Source organism: Nodosilinea sp. P-1105 (assembly GCF_012911975.1).
Lineage (GTDB): Bacteria > Cyanobacteriota > Cyanobacteriia > Phormidesmidales > Phormidesmidaceae > Nodosilinea.
The window spans coordinates 45170-72114 of sequence record NZ_SMDQ01000025.1; the positions used below are offsets into that span (position 1 = coordinate 45170).

17 protein-coding genes and 1 pseudogene are annotated in these 26945 nt (G+C 59.7%); 15 read left to right on the forward strand and 3 right to left on the reverse strand.

All coding sequences use genetic code 11. From position 1 onward, the window contains the following. Position 1: 1 nt before the first annotated feature. The 13 genes from E1H13_RS12500 (at position 2) to E1H13_RS12560 (ending at position 21474) form a co-directional block, all read left to right on the forward strand. Positions 2-310, forward strand: a complete 309-nt coding sequence (locus tag E1H13_RS12500; RefSeq protein ID WP_169613751.1) for a hypothetical protein — start codon at positions 2-4, stop codon at positions 308-310. After that, positions 303-3110, forward strand: coding sequence for a hypothetical protein (locus tag E1H13_RS12505; RefSeq protein ID WP_169613752.1), 2808 nt, complete (start codon positions 303-305; stop codon positions 3108-3110). The genes E1H13_RS12500 and E1H13_RS12505 overlap by 8 nt, the downstream gene beginning before the upstream one ends. After that, entirely contained in the window at positions 3107-3916 is an 810-nt protein-coding gene (locus E1H13_RS12510) for a hypothetical protein (protein WP_169613753.1), read from the forward strand. The genes E1H13_RS12505 and E1H13_RS12510 overlap by 4 nt, the downstream gene beginning before the upstream one ends. Before the next feature lie 2 nt (positions 3917-3918). Beyond that, on the forward strand, positions 3919-5037 hold the full coding sequence (locus tag E1H13_RS12515; protein ID WP_169613754.1) for a hypothetical protein: 1119 nt from the start codon (positions 3919-3921) through the stop codon (positions 5035-5037). Positions 5038-5040: 3 nt separating this feature from the next. Then, positions 5041-5787 carry a hypothetical protein gene (locus E1H13_RS12520; protein WP_169613755.1) on the forward strand — a complete coding sequence of 249 codons (747 nt, stop codon included), beginning with the start codon at positions 5041-5043 and terminating at the stop codon, positions 5785-5787. Continuing rightward, complete coding sequence (locus E1H13_RS12525) at positions 5784-7370, forward strand: TrbI/VirB10 family protein (protein ID WP_169613756.1); 1587 nt, start codon at positions 5784-5786, stop codon at positions 7368-7370. Before E1H13_RS12520 ends, E1H13_RS12525 begins: the two co-directional genes overlap by 4 nt. 11 nt (positions 7371-7381) lie before the next feature. Beyond that, positions 7382-8098, forward strand: a complete 717-nt coding sequence (locus E1H13_RS12530; RefSeq protein WP_169613757.1) for a hypothetical protein — start codon at positions 7382-7384, stop codon at positions 8096-8098. Between the two features lie 4 nt (positions 8099-8102). Next, positions 8103-9953: a hypothetical protein gene (locus tag E1H13_RS12535; RefSeq protein ID WP_169613758.1), complete on the forward strand. Its 1851-nt coding sequence runs from the start codon at positions 8103-8105 to the stop codon at positions 9951-9953. A 41-nt stretch (positions 9954-9994) separates the two neighbouring features. Then, entirely contained in the window at positions 9995-10480 is a 486-nt protein-coding gene (locus E1H13_RS12540; RefSeq protein WP_206070419.1) for a hypothetical protein, read from the forward strand. Further along, on the forward strand, positions 10477-12210 hold the full coding sequence (locus E1H13_RS12545) for a type IV secretory system conjugative DNA transfer family protein (protein WP_169613760.1): 1734 nt from the start codon (positions 10477-10479) through the stop codon (positions 12208-12210). Before E1H13_RS12540 ends, E1H13_RS12545 begins: the two co-directional genes overlap by 4 nt. Next, entirely contained in the window at positions 12207-12542 is a 336-nt protein-coding gene (locus E1H13_RS12550; RefSeq protein ID WP_169613761.1) for a hypothetical protein, read from the forward strand. Before E1H13_RS12545 ends, E1H13_RS12550 begins: the two co-directional genes overlap by 4 nt. Continuing rightward, on the forward strand, positions 12539-14194 hold the full coding sequence (locus E1H13_RS12555) for a hypothetical protein (RefSeq protein ID WP_169613762.1): 1656 nt from the start codon (positions 12539-12541) through the stop codon (positions 14192-14194). The genes E1H13_RS12550 and E1H13_RS12555 overlap by 4 nt, the downstream gene beginning before the upstream one ends. Before the next feature lie 101 nt (positions 14195-14295). Further along, positions 14296-21474 (forward strand): strawberry notch C-terminal domain-containing protein, encoded by a 7179-nt coding sequence (locus E1H13_RS12560; RefSeq protein ID WP_169613763.1) that lies wholly within the window; start codon positions 14296-14298, stop codon positions 21472-21474. 37 nt (positions 21475-21511) lie between these two features. Here E1H13_RS12560 and E1H13_RS12565 read toward each other — a convergent pair whose 3' ends face one another. Together E1H13_RS12565 and E1H13_RS12570 are read right to left on the reverse strand one after the other, a co-directional pair. After that, positions 21512-22285 carry a hypothetical protein gene (locus tag E1H13_RS12565; RefSeq protein ID WP_169613764.1) on the reverse strand — a complete coding sequence of 258 codons (774 nt, stop codon included), beginning with the start codon at positions 22283-22285 and terminating at the stop codon, positions 21512-21514. Positions 22286-22394: 109 nt separating this feature from the next. Then, a complete protein-coding gene (locus E1H13_RS12570) occupies positions 22395-23828 on the reverse strand; it encodes an AAA family ATPase (RefSeq protein WP_169613765.1) in 1434 nt (477 codons plus the stop codon). Positions 23829-24102: 274 nt separating this feature from the next. Here E1H13_RS12570 and cas1 point away from each other — a divergent pair, with 274 nt between their 5' ends. Further along, on the forward strand, positions 24103-26070 hold the full coding sequence (cas1, locus tag E1H13_RS12575) for a CRISPR-associated endonuclease Cas1 (RefSeq protein WP_169613766.1): 1968 nt from the start codon (positions 24103-24105) through the stop codon (positions 26068-26070). Positions 26071-26110: 40 nt separating this feature from the next. Here the strand turns inward: cas1 and E1H13_RS12580 are convergent, their stop codons facing one another. After that, positions 26111-26506 carry a four helix bundle protein gene (locus E1H13_RS12580; protein ID WP_169613767.1) on the reverse strand — a complete coding sequence of 132 codons (396 nt, stop codon included), beginning with the start codon at positions 26504-26506 and terminating at the stop codon, positions 26111-26113. A gap of 89 nt (positions 26507-26595) precedes the next feature. Between E1H13_RS12580 and cas2 the strand changes: the two are divergent. Further along, positions 26596-26871 (forward strand): annotated as a pseudogene (gene cas2, locus E1H13_RS12585) (CRISPR-associated endonuclease Cas2); the annotation flags it as partial. Between the last annotated feature and the right edge of the window lie 74 nt (positions 26872-26945).

A 26945-nucleotide genomic window follows, 5' to 3' on the forward strand; every position in this document is an offset into this window, starting at 1 on the left:
GATGAGCGACGACTCGCGCCTGTACTGCCCGGTCAACCCCAGTCTGGGCCGTCAGCCCTCCCTTGGCCCGATTCCGGCTAACCTGCTGGCCCCCTCGGGCGGCATCTTCGTCGGCTTCTACCTCTTGATTGAAGTCGTACTTGGTTTGGGATTCGTCCTATTTCTACTGCTCAGCACCTGGGGTATTTCCACCTGGTGGGTGGTGGTTGGCGAGAAGACCTGGCTGTTTACCCACAAGTTTGTGCCCGTACCCGATTGGAAACGGGGCCATGTGCCCTATCAGCGTCATTTACCCAACCACCATGAGTAAACCAAGGCTTGGTACCCAACGCTATCGCTTTCGCCCCTTTGAAGATGAATCGCACCTGGAATGTCTCTGTCGCCTGAACCTACGGGGGCGCAATGTGGGCGCTTACCTGCTGAAGCACCAGCGGCAGTACAGTCTGGTGTTTGGCTTTCGCAGCCGGGGGATTCACACCCAGTTGCAACCGGGGCAGGCGGAACCCACGTTGAAACGACTGGAAGATGGGCTCAAGGGGTTTCGACCGGGAGACCGATTGCGGATTCACTGGCGCTCCTTTGCCGATGATACGGAGCGCCAACAATCCCTGGAAACCTTGATTCAAACCACCACTACCCTGGAAAGCCAGTTCCTGTTGCTGGCCCAGCAACGGGCCACCCGGGATCTCACGACCGAAAAACAACGACAACCCAAACAGCTGTATCTGTTTGCCACCTACCCCCTCGGGTCAGGGCCAGAGCAGAGCGCGGACCAGGTTGAAAAGCTGCTGGCCTGGGTGGTGACTCAGTACGACACCTTCAAGGGGTTGAAGGAGCAGAACCAGCAACAGTCCTACGTGCAGCTCCTGACCCAGGGCTTCACCGATGGTTACCTGCACTGGGAGCAGCAGCTCAATACTCGCATGGGGCTTCAGGTTACCCCAATGGGAACCGAAGACTTATGGCAGTACCTCTGGACTCAATTCAACTCAACGACAGTCCCCCCTGTTCCACAATGCCTGGAGCTGAGTGATGCTGACGGCGACACCAAACTCAGCGAACTAATCCACGATCCGCTGCACGCTACCTCTCGCCTGATTCGCGGGGAGAAGGGGCAACCCAGCCATCCCAAAGCAGATCGCCAGTGGGTCCAGGTGAAAGGCAAATTCGTGGGGGCGATGGTACTGGAATCCAAACCCGCCGGGTTCACCACCCCCGAGCATCAGCTCTACTACCTGTGGCAAGCCCTGGCCCAATTTCCTGACTGCGAATGCGTCTGTGAGTTGGCGGCAGCAGACCGGATGATGACCCGCGTCACCCTGCAACGGCTGACCAAGCAAAGTGTCACCGCCACCTTTCGGGCTAACCTGCTGCGGGATGTGGATGTGGCCTCTCAGATGCGGATGAAGCAGGGGGTGGAGGCCCAGGAGCGGATTTATGAGGGTGCCCTGCCGATCTGGATCAGCAGCCTGGTGCTGTTGCATCGGGAGAGTCCCGAGTCTCTGGCCGAGGCCTGCCAGAAGCTCACCAATGCCTTCCACCAGGGTGACTTTATTCGCGAGACTGAGATTGCCTGGCAGCTCTGGCTCAGGTCCCTGCCGATTGTCGGTGACAGGCTGATTGACGATGGCCGCAGGCAGATGTACCTGACCAATGAAGCGCCAGGGCTGATGCCCGTGGCCTGTCCCCGCACCATCGATAACCAGGGCATTGAGCTGATCACCCGTGACGGTCAGATGCCGGTCTATTTAGACTTCGTGAATCAACACCGGGGGATGTTGATCTTTGGCGAGACCCGCAGTGGCAAGTCGGTGCTGGCCTCAGAGATCTTTGTGTGGGCCATGGCCAACGGCATGAATGTGATCTCCCTCGACTATCCCAAACCCGATGGCACCACCACCTACACCGACCTGGTCAAGTTCTTCGGCGACCAGGGCGCTTACTTTGACATCGGCTCTGAAAGCAACAACCTGTTTCAAATTCCTGACCTGCGCGACTTGCCCGATAACCAACGGCAGGAGCGCCTGGACGACTACAAAGAGTTTCTGGTCAAAGCCCTCGACACCATGGTGATGGGCACCGAGACCGATAACCAATTGGGCAAGCGGGTCCACACTGTGCTCTGGCAAGCGCTGGCCACCTTCTTCGAGACTCCCCAAATTCTGACCCGCTATGAGGCCGCCTTTGCCTCGGGATTTGGCAGTGCCGAGTGGCAGCAAATGCCGACTCTGGCGGACTTTGTAGAAACCGTGACCAATCTGGATCTGGAAGTAGAATCCGCTCTACTTAACGAAGCCGTGGCCACCATTCTGCTGGAGCTGCGAGGCTGGCTCTCCAGCCGGGTGGGCAAGGCCATTTCCCAACCCTCGACCATCCGCACCGATGCCCGGCTCACCGTCTTTGCCCTGCGCAACGTCGGCGACAACATCGAAGCGGCGGTGCTGGCCCTCTCGGCTCAATCGATGGCCTTCCGTCGCGCCCTGGAAGTCTCCGATTCCCTACTGGCCATCGATGAGAGCCCCATCCTGTTCAAATACAACGGCATTGCTCAAATCATTGGCCAGGTCTGCGCCAACGGAGCCAAATCCGGCATCCGCCCCCTGATCATCGGCCAGGATCCCGACACCATCGCCCAATCAGTAGCCGGGTCGCAGATCCTGCAAAACCTCAACACTCGGTTGGTAGGAGCGATCCAGCCCAATGCCCTGCCCTCCTACCAACACCTGTTCGGCTACGACCCCAGCCTACTGCGGCCCAACACCGAAGAATCCTTCCGCATTAGCCCTGGACGGCTCTGCTCCCACTGGCTGCTGGATGCCGATGCCCGCCTCACCCCCTGTGCCCACTACCCCTCTGCTGAACTGCTGGGGGCAGTGGCCAACAACCCCAAGGAGCAACGGGCTCGTCAGCGGGTGTTGGCCCAACATGCCAACAAATTTGCCGGGTATGCCGCCTTTGCCAATGCCTATGTGCAGGCGCTGCGCTGTGGTCAATCCCTCGACACCATTGCGCCCACCCAGCCTGAATTTGAACTCATTCGCCCTGTCTCTGAACTTACCGTGACCAACGGTCATCAACCCCAATCTGCAACCCCTCGGAGGACATCATGACGACTCAAGCAAAACGCCACCGCACTCGCTATCGCCTGATCCTTGGCACCAGCCTCAGTCTGGGCCTGCTTAGTCTGGGCGCTGCCCGTGCTTCCCTCCAGCCCGGTGGATGGGGCCAACAGTGGCAAGACTGGGCCATGAACCACCTACCCAACCCGATTACCACCATCCTGGAGCAGATTCAAACCACGACGGCCCTGGCCGAAGAAACCCTACAGGCGGTGCTGGGTGATCAATGGGAAGCCCTCAAAGCCGCCCTTGGCGGTAACTTGCCTGATCTGCACCGGGTGCGGATGGATGAGCTGGTACCAATTCAAAGCATCCTCGGTACGGATCGGGCCACCCAGCAGCGGGATCTGGCCAACCGCTATGACCAGGAAGTGGCCCGCTCCATGGCCTCGCCCTGGCTGGGGGATCAGGGGCAAACTCGCCTGTCCACTCAGGCTGAGCAGACTTCCAACCTGCTGCAAGAGAGTCAGGCCCGCACCCAGCAGGTGCAATCCATGGCAGAAGCCGCCCAGGGGATGAACGTCACCCAGGATGTGATGAAGCAAAACGCCCAGATCCAGGCCTCGGTGGCGGCCCTACTGCATGAGCAAACCCAGCTGACGGCTGAAAACAACACCACCCTGACCCAGCTCCACCAACTTCAGGGGATGCTGACCCAACTGGCCGCTAATACCAGCGAAGGGATTGATGAAGCCAACCGCCGCGAGCGGGTGGAGCGACAGATTTCGATTTCCGGTTCCGCCCAGGCGCCGATCTACATCCCCGGAGCCCTGGGTACCAGCCCCTCTGGCAACTAACCATGTTCAGCGTTCTCTTACCATTTAGCCCCCGCCCCCTGGCCCAGGTTACAGGCGGCCTCAGCATCATCGACGACAGTGTGCAGCAACTGGAAGCAGTGCAGCAGGCTTGGGATGCCCGCTGGCAAGACATCTTTGCCAGCAGCAGCGGCCTGTATCTGGGCATCAACCAGTTTGCTTCCATCATTCTGGTGGGGGCCTTCATCTTTTTTGCCGTGGGCTGGGTAAAAGAAGCGATTGAGCGGGGTATCTTCCCCGCCCTGCCCAATGTGCTCTGGGTGCTGACCATTGCCGTGCTGCTCTTCAATAACGGAGCCCTGCTAGGCTCCGCTACCCTCGGTATCCGCAACCTGATCAACGCCCAGACCCAAACGGTGCTTCAGGTGCAGGTGGGTGAAGTGTCGATGCTGGAAGCCCTCAACGATGTGATTCTGTCCCAGCAAGCCAAGGCCGTGATCCAGCAGGAGTATGCCGCCTGCGATGCTCAGACCGGCCAGGCCCAGGTGGACTGCTTCATTCGGGCCGGGGAACGCGCCCAACAACGGCTGGAGCAGGAGTACCGCGCCCGAGGCTTCTGGAGTGCGGGCCTGCAACGGCTCTGGGGACGGGTGCAGCAGATCAGCCAACGGGTGGAGCAGGTCTACCAGTCCGGCGAGGCTCCTATTGGGGGCAATCCCCTGGCCGATATTCTGGTCGATACCGTGCTGCAAACCAGCAGCCAGGCCCTGGCGGAGCAGTTTCTCAAGGGCTGGCAGTGGGCCTTTGCCAACCTGTTGGAAATGGCGATGCTATTGACCGGGCTGATTGGCCCCATCGCCGTGGCCGGTTCCGTTGTTCCCCTCCAGGGTCGGCCCCTGTGGTCCTGGCTGGTGGGCTTTTTCAGCCTGGGCATGGCCAAGTTTTCCTACAACGTCATCGTTGGTCTGGCGGCCACCGTTGTCGTGGCTGCCAATGCCCAGACTTCCAGCGACTTTGGCTTTTTGCTGCTGATTAGCATCCTGGCCCCCGTCCTGGCTCTGGCCATTGCTGGGGGGGCTGGGATGGCGGTCTTTCGCGGTGTCTCTGGTGGGGTAACCCGACTGATTGCAGTCGGCACCTCTGCTGTTCCGATTCCGAGGTAAGTGATGGAACTACTTGAACTCAGCCGTAAGGTGAAACGACCCCGAATCCATTCCAGCGACATTCTGCCCCTGGCCTTTGCCGGGCTGTCGGTGGGAGTGGTTATCTTTGCCCTATCTCTACTCTGGCTGGCGGTCTCAGTATCACGGCTGGCCAATCAGAAGCCGCCCACCCTGGTACAGCAGGTGGATGGTCGAGCCTTCTCGGTGCGTCCTGCCGACTACCGCCACCGGGAACCGGAAGTGATCCGCCAGGTGGTCTCGACCTGGGCGGTGATGACCTTCACCTGGGGCCAACTGCCGGGGGAAGGCGAGGGCGCTGTTGATGACGGGGTTCAGGTTGCTGGGCGCGACCGGGTGTCGACCGCAGCCTGGGAAGCCTCATTCCTGCTGGCCCCTGACTTCCGTGATGCCTTTCTGCACACCCTGGCCACCGAGGTGATTCCCGAGGGCGTCTTTGACGGGCAGGTGTCAGCGGTCTTGATTCCCCAACACATTTCCCCGCCCCGGGCCATTGGCGAGGGCCGCTGGCAGGTGGATCTGGTGGCCACCCGTGTGGTGTTTGAAGCCAGCAACCCAGCCGGGACCACCCTGACCTTTAACCGTCGCCTGACGGTCAGAGCCGTCGAGCCCGCAGGCCAGCCCCTAATTCCCGATGCCTCGGAGTACCAGGCTATCGCCTACCGCCTGCTGGAAAGCGGGGTGCAGATTGAAGCGATTCGACCCATTCAACCGGAGGATGTCAGCCGATGAGTTCCCTCCCAGATCCCAACCTGGAGATGCTGCGGGAGATGACCGGTGCGCCGGACCTCTCAGAACCGCTGGTCACCGCAGCGGCCTTTAATCCTGAGCCAGTCAAGTCTGAGCGTCCCTTCTGGAAACTGCCGGTACCAAAGCTGGTGTTGATTGGTGCGGCCCTGGTGCCGGTCTTTGCCCTGGCGGGGGTATTCATTATCGGTAGTCGTCAGAGGGATATACCCGAGACAACGACACCACCCCCCGAGGCCGACCCAACGGCAGCTCAGCCGCAGACCGTAGACGCAGAGCTGGAGGAAGCCAGAGCTGAGATTGCTGCCCTCAAAGCTCAGATGGCCCTGGATGATCAAGGCCTGGTGCCAACCACCACCGCTGGGACACCGCCTCGGCCAACCATGACGCCAACCACTTCACCTGCGGCAGCCGTGACCCCGTCACCCCGGCCTACCCCATCAGCGCCGCCGCCCACCGTCTCGGCCAGACCGGCCTCCCCAACAGTCAGCTACCCAGCCCCAACCCCGCGCCTACAGCCAACGGTAACACCGCCCCCTGTGGCGTCTCGCCCGTCAGCGGTTTCTGCGGCCCCCACATCAGCGGCAACTCCTGCGGCTGATCCGGTAGAACGCTGGCAACAGCTGGCCCAGGTGGGGAGTTATGGCCGTATGCCGCTGCCCGAAGCGGCGACTGAATCGGTCACATCCCCTGAACCTGTTGCCCAAGCCCAATTCGCTAGGGTCTCCAGTCATCCTGCGCCTGCACCTGTTAGCTCGCCAGAATCAATGGCAACCAATGGCGCACCAGACATTTCAGAGGCGGAACCTCCTGATCTACCGGAAATAGACGCCGTGGATCAGGGGCCAGTGGCAGCCGCTGACAGTGAAACAGTCACTTACCCGGACATCCTCACGGCTGATGAAGCCCGCATCCTTCAACCCTCAACCCCTCCCGCCTCCCTGGTGGCGGGCACCCAATCCAGTGGCTCACTGACTACACCCGTGATCCTCGATAACACGGCTGAGGGCAACAAGCTGCTGGTCGTGCTTTCAGAACCGCTGGTGGATAGCCAGGGTCAGGTGGCGATTCCAGCGGGGGGAGAACTGGTTGTGCGGGTAGAAACGGTTTCAGATAACGGGCTGGTGCAACTCTCGGCGACCCAGGCGATCTGGACCGACCAGGGCCAGGCCCGAGAACTAATGCTGCCCCAGGGGGTGATCCAGATTCGCGGCCAAGGGGGTATGCCGCTGCAGGCGGAAGCTTACGACGACATTGGCCCTGAGATTGCGGCGATGGATGCGGGCCAATTTGCCCTGGGGTCTATTCGTCGGGCCAGTGAACTCTACACCCGGCCCAATACCCGGGTTGAAACGGGTAGCAGCACTACCGTCGTCACCACTGAGAACCCGGCTCCCAATGTATGGGCCGGGATCTTGGAGGGGGGCACTGACGCCATTCTGGACACCATTGCCGAGCGCAATCAGCGGGCGATTGAAGCACTGGAGCAGCGTCCCCGCCTGGCCTACATCGAGGCCGGTCGGCCTGTGCAGGTGTTCGTGAATCAGTCGATGCAAATGCCGATTTAAGGGGCAGATCAATGATTCGATACTGGAAAACGTTAGCCCTGTCGCTGGTTTTAGCAGGCCTCTCTACTCCAGCCTGGGCCCAGGCCACCCGCACCCTGTCTAATCGGGCGGCGCGGGGCGACCATGCCCCGGTCACGGTTGAGCTGCATCCGGGCCATGGGGTGACGCTCAACTTTCGGCCCGTGGGGGCCATTATCCATCGGGTCTGGCTGGATGATCCGTCCCAGGTGACGCTGGATTTTGACGACACCCGCTGCGCCACTGGGAGCGAACCGGGTGACTGCGCAGCCACGGTGATTCACCTCAGGCGAATTCAGCCCTTGTCGTTCCCAGGACTACCTGCTACCGCAACGACGACACTGACGATTGTCACAGACCGTGAGCTTTACACCTTTCGCCTGGCCTTTCCGACATCAGGCACACCCGCCTACAGCATTTTGGCGATTCAACTGGATATGCCATCCCCCCAGACCAGCGCTATTTTGGCGACCCAGATCGCTAGCCCGGCTGGGGTGAGGTGGGTGGAGCAGGGGTTACTCGCCGCCCAGCAACGCAACCTGGTGGCCACTGGCGATCCCCTCTGGGAGCGACTTCAAGCGCTACTCGAACAGTTGAAACAAGGCCGCCCCCTGGCTGACGCGGCCCAGACTGCAGGTGTATCCCAGGCCCTGGTGGTGCGCCTGGCGCAGATGGGCCGCCCTGATTCTGGACTCACCCAAGGGAGATGAACCCATGACGTATCGATTTCGACGACGCCTTCAACGCCTGGGCCTGGTGGCTATAGGCCTGCTAACAGCAGGTCTGGTCTGGTTGAAGCCAGCCCCCCAAGCCGCCACACAACCCTGGATTCCCACCCTACCCGTGCAGTGGGAGCAGCAGTACGCCCGGGTGCCCGATTGGTCACAGCTGACCCTGGCCAACTTGCCGCCGTTACTCGCTGGTGGAGCCATTGAGATTCCTGGCGATCTGGTGGCCAGCCTGGGCTACGATCCCTCTCGCCTTTGGCAAGCCGGGCAGTCGGTAGTCGAGGTGCTGAAGCTGGGGGATTTTCAGACCAGTCTTTATCCTCAGTTGTTTAATCTCCAGACCCTGGCTCAGTTTGCTCAGCTTGACCTGAGCCAGGTGGCCCTGAGCGCTCTGGAACTGGTGGGCTGGCAGCGGGTGGAGGATCTGGTCACGGCTATTCCAGGGTTAGGCACCCTGCGCCTAGAACAGGTGCCGCCGCTGGAAGCGCTGATGTCCCAAGCGCTGCCGGTGTCGAGGCTGCGGGGATTTAGCGGGAATGACCTGACCCTCTCCAACCTGCTGGCGGAGTTTCCCGATCTAGGTCAACTGAGTCTGGGACAACTGGGTAGTCAGCTCAATTCGTTTGCCCTGAGCGATATTCCGGGACTAACCGGCATTTCCTTACAGAACTTTCGCGACTGGGGCAACAGCACTATCGGCGGGGTGCCGGGACTGGCGTCGGTGCCTCTGGATCAGATGCCCAATCCGCTCTCCGGGGCCGGGGCCATTGGCCAGATCGATATGGTCTACGGTCAGGCCGAAACCCAGCGGCAGGCAACGATCTCAGGCAGTAAGCAGGCCGGATTTCAGGTGCCCTGTGAGGAGTCCTGCGCCCATGTGGAGTTTGCCGGAACGCCAGGCCTGCACGGCAAGCAGTGGATTTCAGGGCAGGTGCAGCAAGTGCCAGGGGGCGAAGGGTTTCTGTCATTTGTCAATGGCGGCCAGGAGCCGACTGGACGGCATCCCTTTGGCGAGGCCTTCAAAGTGGCCCTGTGGGATGTGGATGAATCCTCAGGTACGGTCAGCACGGCCCTGTTTTTTCGCATGTGTCAGCGGGGGGGCTTTTTCACCCCAGATCTGGGTTGTACGCCTTACTTCATTGGCCCGGTGCCGTTTATGACCTACCAGGAAACAGATTTTATGCTGGTGGGGGCTGTGGATGGCGGGAGTGGAGGCCAGGCAGCATCGAGCCTACCGGTGGTATCGGCATCTGCTGGAGCATTACCCCAGTCAACCTCACAGAAACATCAGCGGCTGCCAGGGGATCTGAGCAATCTCAAACCCTGCGGGCCTGGTCATGGCGAGCTTGATCTGGGGGCACTTTCAACCGCCATTGCTACCCTCAGTCGCTATCCCACCGCCATTGGTCCCTATGGCTGTGATCCCCAGGGCCACTGCGGTCGCCGCTTGGGCCAATACCCTCTGATGAGCTATCAGCCGGAGGTGCAGGCGATGATTGTGGCTCAGCCTGGGGGGCAGGAGTTTCTCAAGCGAGTTGAGGCTGGGGCTGCGATTAACGCCGATGAAGTCGAACGGTTCTTGCCCAAAGCTACCCAAACCCATCTGGTGAAGGCATCCCTGCAAGCCATTGCTAAACAGGTCCAGGGCGAAGGGTTATCGGAGGCTGCTCTGATTGAGCGCATTGGCCAGCACTACTTTGGTGGTCCAGGGGTGCCGGTGGACGGCACGGTGGCTGACATTCAGGGCCAGATCTTTCTCAATCCACAAACCGCTTGGTTGAGCCAGGCCTATGCCCAGGCCAAAGGCTGTCTAGCTCAAGGAGGTGGCCGAGGATGAGGTGGATCTTGCGGGTTAACCCCCTTCTGGTCTGTCTGGGGATGCTGTTGGCGCTTGCGGCCTGGTTCTGGCCTCGGCCATCGCCATCCGGCTGGCGCTTAGCCCAGGCGGTGGCTCCCCTGCCTTTGTTGAGTCAAATCATGCAGGACAACCTCAGCCCCAACTTCCCCGTTGATCCGGGGCAGATGCAGGTATGGCGGGTGCAGATCGCAGGTCAACGCCAGCCCCTGTATCTGGTGGATACCCGGGTAGAGGAAATCAAGACGCAGCCACTCTGTGGGGCAATGGGCTGTGCGTTCTTTGGCTATATCCCTCAAGACACCGGCTTTCAACGAGTGCTGGCCACCTACCTCATGCCCCACCTGCCACCAGGCCGGACTCTGATTGAGCCAACGACAACTCTGGATCAGGGGTTACCTCGATTGGTGGTGACTCAGCAGGGGACTGACGGCGTGCAGCAATACACCCTGGGATTCAACGGTGAAGTCTACGAAATTCAGCACATTGAGACTTGGGCACGACAATGACAACCTCCTCTCAACCCCAACGTCCCCTGGATCTCAGCATCTTACGGGATACGGCCCAACCGTTTATAGACTCCGGCATGGGGACCCTACTGCTCGGCCTGGTGGTGCTGTGGGTGGGGATGGGCCTGTTTGGCAACAGCACCAAGAACAAGCTGGCGACGGGCCGCTTTGCGGGAAAGGCAGAACGGCGGCGGGCCAGGGCGCTGGGGCGGAAGCAGCAGCAGCAGCGGCATCCAGCCAGGGTACCCCTCAAAGCCGGAAACCTGGATATTCCCCAGGCTCAGCAGAGCATTGTGGTGGCAGGCGCTCCGGATTCAGGGAAAACCTACAGCATCATTGACCCGGCGATTCGTTCGGCCATAGCCCAGGGGTTTCCTATCGTGGTCTACGACTTCAAGGGCAGTCAGTTAGCGGCCCATGCCGCCTGGGCCGCCAGCCAGGGCTATCAGGTGGATGTGTTTGCACCGGGGCAACCCTACACTGGCGTTTGCAACCCGCTGGACTTTCTGGAAGACGAAACCGATGCTCTGATGGCGTCTCAGCTTGCCGCTGTGCTGCAAAAGAACACCCAACGGGACGGCGGCTACCGGGATAATGACTTCTTCAACAGTGCCGGTACCAATCTGGTGGAAGCGGTGATGCTGCTGGCCAAGCGTACCCCCTATCCCGACCTGCTGATGGCCAGCAAAATCTTGAACCTCTCCCACCTGCCGGGGCGCATCCGGCAGGCGGGAGAATCGGGGTGGATTCCGCCCTGGACGATGGAAAGCTTCAGTCAGCTGATTGCCTCCGAGGATGCCGATAAGCAGATCGCCGGGATTGTGGCCACCGCCCAGCGCACCTTCAAAACCTTTACCGGCAAGCAGTTGGTCTCCAGCTTCTGCAGCCAGACCACGATTCCCTTGGATATGACGGGCAAGCGGATTCTGTTTTTGCAGGTGGATATCCAGAAGCGCGATGCTGTCAGCCCCCTCTTGGCCGCCATCCTGCACCTGATTGTCACCCGCAACTTTGCTCGCCCCCGCTCTGAACCCCTGGTGATCGCCCTGGATGAGTTGCCAACCCTTTACCTGCCGGACCTACCCAAGTGGATCAACGAGTTTCGCTCCTACGGGTTTGTGGCCCTACTGGGTTACCAGAACTTTGCCCAGCTCCAGCACATCTATGGGCGAGATCTGTCCAGAGCCCTGTTTGCCGCCTGTGGCACCAAGGTGTTTTTCAATCCCAAAGACCGGGAAACAGCCCAGGAGTTCTCGGGCTACCTGGGGGAAAAAGATGTGCGGATCTACACCCGCTCCCGCAGCCAGGGCCGCTATGGCAGCAATAGCCGTTCCGAGCAGTGCCAGCGGGTGCCGCTGATGACAGCGGATCAGATTCTGAAGCTGGACCAGGGGGAGTGCGTATTCATTAACCCAGCCTACCGGGGCGGGGGGGAGGCCTCGGTGCCGTTGCGGGTGCGGGTGAAGGTGTCTAAGCAGGAGCAAAAGACCCAGGCCCGCAGTGAAGCCCTCTGGCACAGCACGGTGCAGAAAAAGCTGATTGCCCGTTGTCAACAGCAGCGACAGCAGCGGCAGCAGCGGCTGACGGACTTGGACGCTGAGAACCAATTGCGCAAGGAAATGGCAGAGCGGTTATTTCCAGCGCCTGTGGGTGAGCAGAACGGATTATCAGGGGCATTTACTGCCGATTCCGACATTACTGAAGACGAATTTGATGAGGCCTTCCGATGAACTATGACATCACAGCATGGGGACTCTCCCCAGGGGCTACCGCGTATTTAAACCAGCACCCGGAACGGATTCCGGCTTTGGCGGTAGCTAAAGCCTTACCGCCGCTACCGCCAGGCTATGGGCCTGAGGTGGTAGAGGTGCTATTTGACGATGTGCCTTACCTCCGGTCAGTGGGCGGAGTGTTGGTCTTTTCCCGAGACTGCTTACCAGACTACCAACCGGGCTGTGTGGAATATCGCCTGGATGATCAGCTGGCCTTTTTCCAGGTCGGTCGTGAGGTGGTGATTGACCGCATGGGTGGTCTAGGACTGGTGCAGGGGAGGGTAGCATGAATCCTTTTGTGATTAGTCCCCAAGAGGCCCAGGCGATTCAAGAAGATGAGGTGCAGCTGGTGATGGCCCTGACCCAGGTGAGTCAGCGACTGTCACTGAGCTTTAAGCCATCACGACCACAGCCCCCACTGGGTCAAGATGACCTGCGGATTCAGCTGGGGCAGCGGGTGGTTTACGGGCAATTGGCCGATGGCAGCATACGGCGGGAGCTGAATCCTAACAGCCTGAAGATCATTCTGGATGCCATGCAGCAGCCGGTCACCCCTGGGGTTGACCCAGAGGCATACCGGGGTAAAGTCCCGGCAATTGAGATCCGTGACGGGGGCACAGTGCTGTTTCGGGAAGAGCGGGATGGGGCGATTACCGTCAACCAGATTCAGCTCCAGATTGAGCAGCCGGTTCAGCCCCAGGGGGCGCAGCCCTCGCCAGCGCTGCAGGCGCTGGACGCCATTACTGCCATGGAGCCTGCCCCACTCAACCCGGGTCGGTCAACGGTGATCCCTGCCGGTCTCCCCACTCCAGATGCCGATCAGGTTGCTCAGATCGCCGCGCAATTGCTCAATCCCTTAAATGACGCGACACCAATCTACGAGTCGGTAGCGGTCGGCTCTTACCACATCAAACAAAATGGTCATCATCTGGCAGTCCGGCGGGACAATCACCTGATTCTGTTAGTGCGGGATGGGGCGGTGGTCTCCCATCAGTTGCAGGAGGCTGACCGAGCCGCCTTTCTGGAATGGGAAACCCGGCTCTCTCCAGCTGTAGCCGCAGCGGCAGCGGAGACGATGCAGCCCGAACTCTCCCGCAATGGGTCAACGCCCCAGCCATCACTCAATGGGTCAACCCCGCCAGCCATGACTGCAGCGACGGCGCAGCCAAAGCCATCCCGCAATGGTTCAACCCCGCCAGCGCTGACGGTGTTGAACCGGGAGGTGGAGCGGTTAGGGGAACGCCCCACGAAAGCGCTGTTGCAAGCTACCGTCCAGGCCTGGCAACAACAGGCGCTAACGGGGCGTATGACCCAGTGGCTCAGTCAACAGCTGGACAATCGGCGCCATCAGCAGGTGGCCCGGGCGGTGGTGGCGCTGTTCCAACGGGGGCATGAGCGGACCGGAGAGAATCTCTACCAAATCGGGGACTACAGCCTCAGCCGTCAGGGATTGGGGCATTACACCCTGCGGGATCAACAGGGAGAGTTAATGCAGCTACGGGTGACTCGGCCTGCCGGGCTGGGCCGAAGTATCGAGGTGGTATCGGTGGCTGAACGGCTGAGTGATTTTCAGCGACAGACGTTGAACCGTCTACGCCATAACCGGGCAGCGATGCCCCAGGGCAAGCTGGACGTGGCAGCGGTTTATGCAGCTCGCACCCGCAGGGTTGAACACACGGTGCGGGACTTTCTCCAGAATCATGTCTACGCCAACACCTGGAACAGGGAGGGGGGCCAGTTCAAGCTGGAAGTGGGCACTGACGACCTGTTGCGAATTACTGACAAGTGGGGGCGCGGGGTGGTGTTTGAACGGCAGCACAACACCGTCGTCTCGCGGCTGAATCAGCAGGACTTGCTCCACTTTGAGCGGCTGGAGCAGCGGATGCATCTGGTTAGACAGCGCTCCCACCGTCAACCGAAGGCTCAGATGGAGTTGGGTTGATTCCAGTCTTTGCTTCGCCATCAGGGCGATTGCACCGGGCGGGCACATAGGCACCGCCCCCACCGCATCTACCTTGACTGTCTCTTGCGGAGATCTTTGCCATGGGCCATCCTCAATTGGCTGAGGCCTATGCTTCCTATTTCTCATCTGGAGAAGGCTTTGGCTCCATTGTCGAAGCACGGCGGTTTGCGACATCTGTACTTGGGGAGCCGGTACAGCCAGGCACGCCCCTGGCCAAGGTGGTGGATGAGTCCATTGAAGCGGCGGTGGTGCGGGCCGGACAACAGGTGGTGGCAGGTTCCCAGACTACCCATGAGGCCTATGACCGGCTGGTGACTTTGCTCCAGCGACAGCCCAATCTGAGCGTGCGGTCATCCACCTCGGTGCTGCAACAGGCGTACAGTACGCCGATTCCCATTGCTTATCTGGCCTCGGTTTTGGGTGGAATTGACGCTGATAAGACGGTCTATGAACCCACAGCAGGAAATGGAGCACTGCTGATTGGGGCCAATCCAGAGAAAGTGATCGCCAATGAGCTGAATCCAGATCGCTTCGCTGAACTCCAGACCCGAGGCTTCGGCCAACTGACCCAGGCCGATGCCCTGACCTATAAGCCTGAGACCCCGGTGGATGTGGTCATTTGTAATCCGCCCTTTGGGGTAGTCAAAGACGAACAACGCCATACCCGCCGCTTTCCCATCGCTGACACCTGGACGACACAGGTTGATCAGGTGATCGCCCTGAGGGCATTGACAGTGATGAAGGAGGAGGGGCGTGGGGTGCTAATTCTGGGCGGTAAGCAGGGGCGGGAGGAGGAACTGCGTTCGGAGCGCTACAACAGCCGGGAGAGTCGGGCCTTTTATTACCTGCTGTATGGCCATTATCGGGTTACCCAGCATATTTCCATCTGGGGAGACCTGTACCGCAAACAGGGCGCCGGGTTTCCCATCGACGTGATTGTGATTGAGGGGCGAGGTGAATCAGATCGCCCCCTGCCTGCCGCTGAGGTACCGATCATCTACCCATCGTTTGCTGAACTAAAGGAGTTGATTCCCCATGAACCTATCTACCATGCCCGTATCCCCCTGGACGTATCCGTTCATGACCAGCCAGTACCCCAGCTTTCCCAACCTTTGGACGCTGGAGAGCCTGGGGCTACTGTTTATCGTCAAGGTGCCGCCAGCGCTAGCGCAGCTGAACGAAGCGACTTACCTACAGCTGATGCAGACCCGGCTGGACAGCGTGATTCAGTCCTCCGTCTCGGCAACCTCCCAGATCGAGACGCAACAACAGCTGGCCAGCACTCTCAGTCAACTGGACTCGGCCCAGGAGATTCCACTGTTGGACCCCGACGAGGAGCCGGACTTCGCCCTGGGGCAGTGGCGGCAGCAGTGGGCGGAGACCCTGGTTCTGAGCAACTGGCGGTTTCAGGAACGGCTGCGCCACTACGGGGCGAGCTTTCCGGTAACCCCCGTCACCCCCAACTATCCGGACTATCTGGATTGGATCAGCCTGCACGACGAAACGACGCTAGAGGCCTGGCTGGCCGAACTGACGCTATAGCCCTTCACCCGGAACTAACCATGACTACTCCTGTTTCAACTGGCGAGGCTTACGATGTGCAGCCTCGTCAGGTCGATTACGTGCCCAAAAGCAAGGGCTTTTCGACTCAGACCCTGATTCCCTTCAACATGGCCAGTGCCGCCCAGCAGGCGCTGGAGCGCTTTGAGCAGCAGCACGGCGACATCGATGAGTACCTGGCCACCCGCCTGGGCTATGGCTCGGTGTCCGAACTCCACGGTTACTTCAGTGCGGAGCAGGTCGATGCTTCCGCTTTAGCAATCAGCAATATCGAGCGGGGGGCTGGGTTCATTACCGGCGACCAGACCGGCATCGGCAAGGGCCGGATCTGCGCCAGCATCATGCGCTATGCCCAGCAACAGGGCAAGATTGCCCTATTCATCACCAAGGACAAACCCCTCTACGCCGACATGATGCGGGATGTGGGGGATATCGGCATGCGGCGGTTTACGCCGTTTATTACTGACAGCGGCACCGAGATTCCCCTGGCCAATGGGGCGGCGTTGAAGACGGCTGGGGCCGCCAAGCAGCAGGCAGAAATGCAGGCGATGATTCAGCGGGGTAACCTGGGCCGCTACAGCGCGGTGTTCACCACTTACAGCCAGCTGCAGACGGTGGGCAAGAAGGAACCGCTGCGGCGAAACTTTCTGCGCAAAATGGCTCCCAATGCCATTTTGATCCTGGATGAGGCCCACCAGGCGGGGGGCAGCAAGGGCGGCTGGAAGGAAGCCGGGCCACCGGATCGGGCTGACTTTGTGCGGGAATTGATCGACCTGTCATCGGGGGTGTTCTATTCCTCGGCCACCTACGCCAAGCGAGCCGATGTGATGGATCTCTATGCTCGTCGCACCGATTTGCGGCTGGGCGTTAGCAGTATGACGGCGCTGGAGAATATCTTGACGCGGGGCGGGGTGCCGCTTCAGCAGATTGTGGCCAGCAAGTTTGTGGCCTCGGGGCAAATGCTCCGGCGGGAGCGGTCTTACGAGGGAATTTCCTTTCAGGCCAAGACGGTGCCGGTGGATCGGGAGGTGGCCGATGATTTTTCGGCAGCGATGCGGGCGATTAAGGACTTTGACCGGGCTAAGCAGAAGGCGGTGAAGGCAATCAGCAAAGCGGTGAAGGCGGAGGCCAAAGCCCTGGGGGAGGATGGAGCAATTGGCGATGTGGGGGCCAAGAGTACCAATTTCACGTCGTTGATGCACAACTGCATTGAGCAGGGGTTGCTGGCCCAGAAAGCAGATGCCACGGTGCAGGAGGCGATCTTAGCGCTCCAGCGGGGTGAAAAGCCGGTGATTACCGTGGCTAACACCATGGGCAGCTTCATCCAGGCCTATGCCGAGTCCCAGGATTTATCGCCGGGGGATGCGATGGATTTGTCCTTTGGGGATCTGCTGGAGCGGTATCTGGAGCGTTCCAGAGACGTGGTCGTCAAAGACTATCGGGGCCAGGCCACCCGCTTTCGCCTCAGTGATGAGCAACTGGGGGCAGAAGCGGTGCTGGCTTACGAGGAAGCCCTGGACGGCATCCGCGAGAGTGACTTCATGGGCATCCCCATTAGCCCGATTGACTACATTGAGCAGCAGTTGGAGCGGGCAGGCTACCGGGTTACCGAAGTCACCGGGCGGAAATCGGGGATTGAGTATGGGGCCGATGGCGCTATGGCCTATAAGGTGCGGCTGGGGGAAGAGACCACGGCCAAGGGCAAGATCGATGCCGTGGCCCGGTTCAATGCCGGAGATGCCGATGTCATTCTGCTCAACTGTTCGGGCTCCACCGGGATTTCCTTACACGCTTCCGAGAAATTTGCCGACCAGCGGCCCCGGCACATGATTGTGGCCCAGGCAGAACGAGACATCAATGTGTTCATGCAGATGTTGGGTCGGGTGCATCGTACCGGGCAGGTGGCCTTGCCCAACTACACCCTGCTGATGGGGGATCTGCCAGCGGAAAAACGACCGGGGGCGATCCTCTGTCGCAAGATGGCCAGCCTGAATGCCAACACCACGGCGGCGCGGGAGACCGATATCTCGCTCAACACCGTGGTGGATTTTATGAATCCCTACGGCGAGCAGGTGGTAACGGAGTTGCTGACAGACGATCCAGAGCTAAATGCCAAGCTGGACTTTCCGGCGGCGCAGGCCGAGAACGATGCCTCCGATATTGCCCTGATTAAAAAGGTGACGGGGCGAATTCCCTTGCTACCCATTGCCGAACAAGAAGCAGTCTACAGCTTGATTGAGTCGGAGTACCGCGATCTGGTGGATCAGGCACGGGCGATGGGGGAGAACATCCTGGAGGCGGATCAGCTGGATTTGGAGGCTCGGCCCCTGGCCAGGATGGAGGTGATGGCCGATGACAGTGAGACGGCGAGCGAGTTTACGGGGCCGGTGTACCTGGAGCTGGTGGAGGCCAAGAGTGAGAGCAAACCGCTGACCCAGCTTCAGGCAATCAATGTGGTGCGGGAGTCGGTGGGGTTGGTGGAAGTATCAGCGGTGGAGGCCCACAACCCGGATGATTTGGCTGTACGGGCCAGGCAACAGGTGGCAGCGACCATTACCGAGTTGGAAGCGGCGACGAATCATTACCGGCAGGTGGCAGTGGCCCAAAAGCAAGACAGCAAGGCGATTGAGAAGCTGAACGACCGCATTGAGCAGCAGCTCACACATGTCTCCAGCACGCTCGAAACCTTTGTACCGGGGACACCGCTGCGGTTGGTGACGCCTGCCAGCAAGACCATTCTCTACGGTGTGGTGGCCGGGGCAGACGCCAAGAAACGATCCGGGAGTCCGGCAGCACCGAACCGCTGGAAACTCAGAATTCTGGTGGCAGACTCGGCACGGCAAATCACGGTGCCGTTATCGAAGTTCAATACGGGGCGGTCTGGGGCGATCGATGCCACGGTGCAAACGGAGGACTGGTTTGGCAATAGTGTCTATTCCCTGTTTGACATGCAGCAGGAGGCGGGGCGAGTCAACCGGCAGATCTTTACCGGCAACCTGATCAAGGCGTTTGAGAAGTACTCCAATGGCAAGTTGGTGAACTACACCGACTATCGGGGGGAGGTCTGCCAGGGGCTGATCATGCCCAAGGGTTTTGATATTGAGGCGGAGTTGACCAGGGAGCCGGTGGCCTTTAAGGAACCGCAGCAGGTGTTTCGGTTCCTCACGGAGCTGACCAACCGCCAGGGGGCGGTGAAGACCCTGGATGAGCTGCTGTTGCTGAAGCCCCAGCAGACGGGGGACGGGTTCATTCTGCAAGCACCAAAGTCGAAGGAATCGGGTGGGCGGTACTACTTGGATGAGGCGTTGATTGCGGCGGCGGGGTCGGATTTTTACTCGGTGGCTGACCGGATGGAAGTGGTCATTCCCCCAGAACGATTGGAGCGGGTGTTAGGGGTGGTGATGCACCAGCGGAACTATACCCTGGCGGCGTTTGAGTTTAAGCAGGTGGCGCGGCAGTTGATTGGGGTGTCGTTGCCGACGTTGGAGAAGGTGGAGATCCAGGAGGTCAAGCCCTCGGTTATTTCCCAGCCAGTTACGATCGCCAGTCAACCCAGCCCAGAACCCGTAGCACCAGCAGACAATCTATCGTCCCCAGTCGCTCCCAATCCGCCCCCCATGGGCCAGCTGGAAAAACGGATTCTGCGGTTTTTGAGGAATGCCGGGATTGAGCAGGAGGTAATGGGCTCTCAAGAGTTTCACTTCCGGATCGAGAATGAACCCTTTATTCCCCTAGTGGTGGAGCGCCAGGGGGATGAGCTGTATCTGACCCATTACCTGACCCAGAACGGCGATATGTTCATCGACTCGGAGATGGTGTTTCGGGTGCAGGGGGAGGGGCAGATCGCGTTTAAGGAGACGGCGGTGCAGAGTCTGCGGGGTGGGGAGTCGCGGATTCCAGACCGTGCTTTTGCTCAGATCTTCTCTAAGAACATTGTGCAGCAGGGGTTTGCGGAAGCAGCCCAGGCTCAGCTTCAGGCCCAGGCAGAGCCCGCAGTGGAGGACACGCGATCGCAGATGCCGAGCGATATGCGGCAATACCTGGAAGTCAAAGACCAGTATCCCGAGGCGATCGTGCTGGTGCAGTCGCCAGATCAGCGGTTCTATGAGGCGTTTTTTGACGGGGCTCGGCCCTTGATTGAGCAGCTGGAGATGATTGGCACCAGCATGGAGTCGGGGGTGACAGAACTGGGGCGGGTGCCGGTGGCAGGGTTCCCGGTGAGGAGTTTGCACAAGTATTTGGACCGGTTGACCCAGCAGGGGGAGGTGGTGATTGTTGATAGGGAGGGGGCGATCGCTGTCCATCCCCATCAACCGCCTGCCCTGGTTGTGGAAGAACCTCTGACGCCTGAACCTGTCGCCAGCCCTCCAACCACTGAAGAACCTCAATTTCAGGTGCAGAGCTTGTTTGATGTGGAACCCTTTCAGACGGGGCAACCTGCTGGCCAGGAGCCACGACCTGGCCCAGATCCGCTGTGGCAGCAGGATCAGGTGACACCAACGCCCATGCCATCGCAGAGTCAGCCCCAGACTACCCCCGTAAAACCTGCGCAGGGGCGATCGCTGCAAGAGACTGCCGATGAGGTGCGAGGAGCAGATCTAGAGGATGTGGCGGCGCATTTGGGGTTAGAGCCAGACCGACATGACAAGCACAAGTGGCGCAATGGCGACCACATCATCAGTATCAGCGGGCCGCTGTTTATGGACTGGTTGGCCGATGCCGGGGGGCGCGGAGCAATTGACCTGGTGATGCAGGTGCAGGGGGTGGAGTTCAAAGAAGCAGTGGAGTGGCTATCGGGGCGGGATTTCTCCCAGCGACCTACACAGGTATCTAGCTCCACCCAGGCAAAAGACCCAGAGCCTCGGGCGTTAGAGATGCCGGAGAACTCTTCCCGACGATGGGATGCGGTGCGGGAGTATTTGGTGGAGGGGCGGAAGCTCCCAGCGGTACTGGTGGATCGGCTCCATCAGCGGGGGCTGGTCTATGCCGATGAGTACCAAAATGCGGTGTTTGTGCGGCATAGCCTGCAAGCGCGATCCTGGCAGCGGTGGGAGGTTGTGGGGGCCAGCTTGCGGGGTACATGGGGAGAATCGAATCACTTTCATGGGTTAGCTCCGGGATCGGCCCGTGACCAGGGATGGTTTTGGCTTGGCACCGGGCAGGGGCCGGTGAACCGGGTGCTGCTGGTAGAATCACCGATTGATGCGATGTCGCTGGCGGTGCTGGATCGAGCACAGCGGGGGGCGGAGGGGGTGGCGATTTACCTCTCGACGGATGGCTCGGGTGGGGTACCAGGGGAGGCACTGAAGACAGTGCTGCGGAGTGGGGGCCTGGTGGCGGCGGCGTTTGATGCGGACATGGCAGGGGAGACCATGGCCTGGCGGATGGCCCAGCAGGTGCCAGGGATTGAGCGGCTGACGCCGAACCAGGGGAAGGACTGGAATGAGGTGTTGGTCAATCCGGAGGGGGGCGGCAATGGCTGGCAGCAAAGCCGTCCGGAGTTGGGGCAACTCTGGCGCTGGCATGGGGCAGCGGTGGCGCTGGGGAGGCCGGAGGGGTATTTGAGCCGAATAACCGAGGTGGCGAGGGACGTGGCGAAAGGACAGCCACTTTCAGAGAAGGCGATCGCGGCTATGCAGCGAGACTTGGGAGATAGAGCAGTATCAGCCAACAAACAGGCTGCTGAAGTGGAGATTTAGCGGCCCAATCTCTTCTAAAGACGCACACCATAGTTTTTCAAATGGATACCTGGCGATCGCTATGGGCCACATAAGCCGAATCCACCACGGCCCCCATCAGTGCCACTGGGGTATTTGCCGAGGAATAGTATTTCACATCCTCAGGAAAAGTTTGGCTAAGCAGGTCGATCGCCCCGATGCGTCCCTGGCCAGGGCGCACGTAGACGACTAAAATCGGGCGACCAATCCTGAGCTCGATCAGCCCTTGAATGACTTCGTTGACCAGGGCATCGCGCTTTTTGTAGCCAACTTCTTGCACAGCTCTGTCGGGGGAGGCAAGATCGGGGACGGCCAAAATGTCGCAATTGACGAAATCGATCACCAAAACGCTCCCCAACCGCCCCTGGGGCTGATTGCCTGGGTGCCACAGGCGCACGTCTGAAAAGCCCCGCCCACTCAGCAGGGCGTATTCTAAGGGCTTTTTGCTGGGTTGGGCGGGGACGTAGTAGTCCACCACGGTGTTGCTGATGATTTGCTCGGTGCGGAAAGTGCGCTGGATGTTACGGGCCTCAGCTTGAATCAGCGGTTCGATGTGGTCAGAAAGCTCCTGACGCACCATGCGGGTGGCCATGGCCCTGGCATCGTCCAGGTTGCTTTTGAAAAACCAGGTCAGCAAGCCCCCCAGCAGAGCCAAAAAGCCCAGGAAAATGCTGTTCAACCTCAAAACGAACTCTAGCTGACTCTTCAGCAACTCGACCTCAGCGGTGGGTGAGGGTGGTGGAGTCTGGGCCAGCAGCGGTAGGGCAAAGTCAAACAGAGACACTGTACTCATGGGAATGGCGTTGTGAGGGCTGACTCAGGATATAGCAGGATGGAGAGGAAAAACGTAGGGCGTAGCCCGTGCGCAGCAGAATGAAAAACGAAAAACGAAAAACAAAGTTTTAGACGAGTTCGTCGAGGTGTTGGAAATGCTCCAGGGCCACACTGCGAATCAGGCTGTGCTGTCGCAGGGTGTAGCCATTTGACTTGTTGGCGAAGCCTTGCCCTGGGCAAATTGCCTCTTCGACCAAAAAGCGATCGCGCAACGCATCCAGGGCCAGATGCCCTTTTTCTGGGGTGCAGTCCCAGTAGTCTAGATGGCTAAGCCACCAGTCTTCGGGGACGGCACAGCGGTAGACCGCTGCTTCACAGAGCAGAATGTAGGCAAATTTGGCTTCTTGGCGCAGGCGTTGAAAGGTGTGCTCTAGGCGCTGACGCACATTACGGCGCAGGGTGCGGGTAAAACGGTCGAGCTGCCAGCGGTCGTCGGCACCAATGGCCTGGCCAGCGGCAGCGGCGGCGATCGCATTTTCCACCGCCTCAATCTCCTGGCGGTAGCGCTGCCAGTAGGCCACCACATTGCCAAAGTAGGGCCGACTGCCGATCTCACCGGCAATTACCCGCAGGGCCAGGGGGTGCCCTTCGTAGGCCTGGCCCGTGCGCACCAGGTAGGTATAGCCATCAGCATCAGGGGATAGGGATAGCCCAGTTTTGTCGAACAGGGCCAACTGTTCGGAGGCTGATAGCCCGGTGAGCAGTTGAGTGGCCCAATGGTTACGGTAGCGGGTGCCCACCGCCAGCAGCTGGCTGGGCAGCTCCTGGGAGGTCAAGATAATCCGGCTCTGGAAGTTGTCTGCGGCCAACACCTGTTGAAAAAACTGCAAAAAACCCTCATCCTTAAATTCGCTCCAGCCCTCCTGCTCATTGCCCTGGAGCCATTCTTCTAAAGAATCAATCAGTAGTAGCTGGCGGCGGCTCTGAAGCGCCCGCACCAGACGGGCCAGTAACTGAGATCTGTCGGCACGTTCGCTTGGGGTGACGGCCTCCCCCAGCCTCTCCAGCATCCGCGCCGCAAAGCTGCCAAAATCCGCCCCCTGCTCCTGGGCCTCTACCGTCTCCCGCAGGGGCACCCCAAAGCCTGCCAACTCCAGCGACAGCCGCTCAGCCAGAGCCGTTTTGCCCACCCCCGCAATGCCGGTGATTACCAGCAGGCGACAGCTACCCTGTACCTGAGCCGCTAACTCTGAGACCAACGCCTCTCGGCCCACCCAGCCCTCGTCGTAGGCATAAAACGTCATCGGCGAGGCATCCCCCTCGGGAGCTGAGGAGGCCTCCTCCCGAGCCAAAATCAGCTCCCTCGGCTCCAGGCCCAGGGCTTCAGCAATCTCCTCAAACTTGGCGATCGACACCTTCACCCCCCGGCAAAAGTTGCTCACCGTCGAAAGCGCAATCTCCAGGTGGGCGGCCAGATCGCCCTGGGTGAGAAACCCGTTGCGTTCTAGGGCGATCGCCACCGCCTGCTTGTGGTCAGGATGTAGGGCAACGGAACGAGGCATGGAGGGAAGAGAGAAAAAGGAAAAAGGAAGAACGAAAAACGAAAAACGACCTTAGCTCTTGCCTAAATCTTATCCCCCCATCCCCCCATCCCCCCATCCCCCCATCTCCCCCTCCCCCACTCCATCTCGGTCACAAACTCAGACACGAACTCAGGCCCAACTCAGGGCTGAGCTCACATACACCCTTGCGAGGATGACCCTGTGAACCGAAGGAGGCCACTGGCCCAACCCAACCACCTTCTTCGTTCTTCGTTTTTCATTCTTCTTTCTTCCTATGCACTTCTATCGAGAACAACTTGCGACCGCCTGGCACCTGGTCGAACGGGGCAGCCAGGCTGCTGGGGTGGATGGCATGACGGTGGATTTGTTCAGGGGCATTGCCCCGGAGCAAATTCGGCTGCTGCATCAGCAGATGCGGCAGGAGCGCTATGTCGCCAGCCCAGCTAAGGGCTTTTACCTGCCCAAAAAGAGCGGGGGCAATCGCCTAATCGGCATTCCCACAGTGAAGGATCGGATTGTGCAGCGCTATCTGCTGCAAAGCATCTACCCCAAGCTGGAGGATGCCTTTAGCGATGCGGCCTTTGCCTATCGCCCCGGCCTCTCGATCTACACCGCTGTTGATCGGGTGATGGAGCGCTATCGCCGCTCTCCGGCCTGGGTGATCAAGGCTGACATTCAGCAATTTTTCGACACCCTATCTTGGCCGGTGCTGCTGCACCAGCTCGATCAGCTGGGTCTACCAACCGTGTGGGTGCGGTGGATTGAGCATCAGCTCAAGGCTGGGATGGTGATCAATGGCCAGTTCTATCGGCCCAACCAGGGGGTATTGCAGGGCAGCATTTTGTCTGGGGCGCTGGCCAACCTGTATTTGAACGATTTCGACCGCCGCTGCTTGGAAGCTGACATCCCCCTGGTGCGCTACGGCGATGACTGCGTGGCCGTATGCCAGAGCTACCTCGAAGCCAGTCGCGCCCTGGCCCTGATGCAGGACTGGGTTGAAGACCTCTACCTCAGCCTGAACCCCGAAAAGACCCAGATCATTGCCCCCGATCAGGAGTTTGTGTTTTTGGGACATCGGTTTGCCAAGGGCGATGTGGAAGCCCCAGAAAGGCAGAAGGCGGAAGGCAGAAGGCAGAAAACAGCTAAGGCGGTGTGGGGGCCGCCGCAGGTGTGCAGCATCGTGAAAACCCCCCAGCCTATAGCGAAATCATCCACTGACGACTTTTGGAGGGACGGCATGACCACTCTGTATGTGACCGATCAAGGGGCCTATCTGCGGGTCAAGCATCAGCAGTTTCAGGTGTTTCACCGACAGGAGCTGCGCTGCTCGGTACCCGCTAGCCAGATTAGCCATGTGGTGATGTTCGGGGCCTGCACCGTGTCCCACGGGGCCGTGCGGCTGGCCCTGCAACGGCGGATTCCGCTGCTGTATCTGTCGAACAAGGGGCGCTACTTTGGCCGCTTGCAAACCACTGGGCAGGCCAAGTTAGAGTACCTCACCCAGCAGGTGTACAAGGCCCAAGACCCGGAATTTATTCGCACCCAGGCAGCCAGCACCATTGTCGGTAAACTGCACAACTCGCGAATTTTACTGCTGCGCCTGAACCGCCGCCGCAAGACCGAACAGGCCACCCAGGCCGTTCAAACCCTGGCAGAACTGATGGAAACCGTGCCCACCGCTGACTCCGTAGAGGCCATGCTGGGCTACGAAGGCACCGGGGCCAACCAGTATTTTCAGGCCTACGCCTCCCTGCTGAAGGGCAAGTTTGAGTTTGCCAAGCGCACCCGCCGCCCGCCCACCGACCCAGTCAACAGCCTGCTGAGCCTGGGTTACACCCTACTGTCGCAGAACGTGCATGCCATGGTCGAGGGGGTGGGCCTGCACACCCATTTCGGCAACCTCCATAAACCCCAGGCCAACCGCCCCTCCCTGGTGTGCGACCTGGTGGAAGAGTTTCGCGCCATTGCCGTGGACTCTCTAGTGGCCTACCTGATCAACTCCAACATTTTCAAGCCGGATGACTTTACACCCCCCGATGAACGGGGTGGTGTGTACCTGCACCCCGATGCCATGAAGCGCTTTCTCAAGCACTGGGAGGAAAAGCTGCAACAAAGCGTAACCCATCCCCATACGGGCTACAAGGTCAGCTATCGCCGTTGTTTGGAGTTGCAGGTCTGGGAGTATGTGGCCTGTCTGATGGGTGAGCAGCCGGTTTATCGACCGATGGTTTGGGAGGGATAGGGGAGATGGGGAGAGGGGGAGATGGGGGGAGGGGGAAGGGCTACTTTTTGGTGGGGGGGAGGAGCCAGCGTTCTGGGTGGGAGAGCATCTGGATCAACTGGCTGAGGATTTCGTTGTAGCGCTGATATAGGTCTCTGGCAGTTTCTGGGTCGAGATAGCCGCATTTGACAGCAAATTCTAGCCAGGTTTGAGTCTCTGCGGCTTCGGCCTCGCAATCGCTCAATTTAGAGACAAAGGCTGCCCGGTATCGGCGTTTCCGCCAAGCCTCCGCCAGATTAGCGCACACCGAGCGAGACGACCGCCGAATTTGATCGGTTAGGGAATAACGCTCTTCGACCGGAAACCCCTTAGACAGCTCAAAAATCCTCATCGCCGCCTCAAACGCTCCCCGATACACCCGCAAATCAGTGTGACTTTTCAAAACCTCTCTCGCCATCCCAATACCCCATAGCCCCTCCCCTAGTATTCCCCCGCTCTCCCCCTCCCCCACTCTCTCAACAAAATCCTCCTAAAAAAGGAGCACCCATGTTCTACCTCGTCACCTACGACATCACCCTTGATCGCCGCCGCAACAAGGTAGCGCACATCCTCGAAGGCTATGGCATGAGGGTTCAGAAGTCGGTGTTTGAGTGCGTGCTGAACCCCGATCAGCGAGAGATGCTGCAACGCAAGCTCAGCCGCTACATCAAGCCCGACGAAGACCAGGTGCGCTTTTATCCGCTTTCGCCTCGCTATCGCAAAAAAGTGCTCGTTATGGGGCTGCAACCCCAGCGAGAAGTTGACGATGTGGCCTTTATTCTCCCGGTTCGCTCATTTCTAAGGAGGTTCCTCAGATTCTGGCCCCAGCCGAGTGTAAATACTCACCGGGAAGTTGA

Bases quoted from the DNA above. Each gene is read 5' to 3' on its own strand.
- E1H13_RS12570 (WP_169613765.1), bottom strand. From the start codon at position 23,828: ATGCCTCGTTCCGTTGCCCTACATCCTGACCACAAGCAGGCGGTGGCG.
- E1H13_RS12555 (WP_169613762.1), top strand. From the start codon at position 12,539: ATGAATCCTTTTGTGATTAGTCCCCAAGAGGCCCAGGCGATTCAAGAA.
- E1H13_RS12525 (WP_169613756.1), top strand. From the start codon at position 5,784: ATGAGTTCCCTCCCAGATCCCAACCTGGAGATGCTGCGGGAGATGACC.
- E1H13_RS12540 (WP_206070419.1), top strand. From the start codon at position 9,995: ATGCTGTTGGCGCTTGCGGCCTGGTTCTGGCCTCGGCCATCGCCATCC.
- E1H13_RS12500 (WP_169613751.1), top strand. From the start codon at position 2: ATGAGCGACGACTCGCGCCTGTACTGCCCGGTCAACCCCAGTCTGGGC.
- E1H13_RS12520 (WP_169613755.1), top strand. From the start codon at position 5,041: ATGGAACTACTTGAACTCAGCCGTAAGGTGAAACGACCCCGAATCCAT.
- E1H13_RS12545 (WP_169613760.1), top strand. From the start codon at position 10,477: ATGACAACCTCCTCTCAACCCCAACGTCCCCTGGATCTCAGCATCTTA.
- E1H13_RS12535 (WP_169613758.1), top strand. From the start codon at position 8,103: ATGACGTATCGATTTCGACGACGCCTTCAACGCCTGGGCCTGGTGGCT.
- E1H13_RS12515 (WP_169613754.1), top strand. From the start codon at position 3,919: ATGTTCAGCGTTCTCTTACCATTTAGCCCCCGCCCCCTGGCCCAGGTT.
- cas1 (WP_169613766.1), top strand. From the start codon at position 24,103: ATGCACTTCTATCGAGAACAACTTGCGACCGCCTGGCACCTGGTCGAA.
- E1H13_RS12560 (WP_169613763.1), top strand. From the start codon at position 14,296: ATGGGCCATCCTCAATTGGCTGAGGCCTATGCTTCCTATTTCTCATCT.
- E1H13_RS12530 (WP_169613757.1), top strand. From the start codon at position 7,382: ATGATTCGATACTGGAAAACGTTAGCCCTGTCGCTGGTTTTAGCAGGC.
- E1H13_RS12505 (WP_169613752.1), top strand. From the start codon at position 303: ATGAGTAAACCAAGGCTTGGTACCCAACGCTATCGCTTTCGCCCCTTT.
- E1H13_RS12510 (WP_169613753.1), top strand. From the start codon at position 3,107: ATGACGACTCAAGCAAAACGCCACCGCACTCGCTATCGCCTGATCCTT.
- E1H13_RS12565 (WP_169613764.1), bottom strand. From the start codon at position 22,285: ATGAGTACAGTGTCTCTGTTTGACTTTGCCCTACCGCTGCTGGCCCAG.
- E1H13_RS12580 (WP_169613767.1), bottom strand. From the start codon at position 26,506: ATGGCGAGAGAGGTTTTGAAAAGTCACACTGATTTGCGGGTGTATCGG.
- E1H13_RS12550 (WP_169613761.1), top strand. From the start codon at position 12,207: ATGAACTATGACATCACAGCATGGGGACTCTCCCCAGGGGCTACCGCG.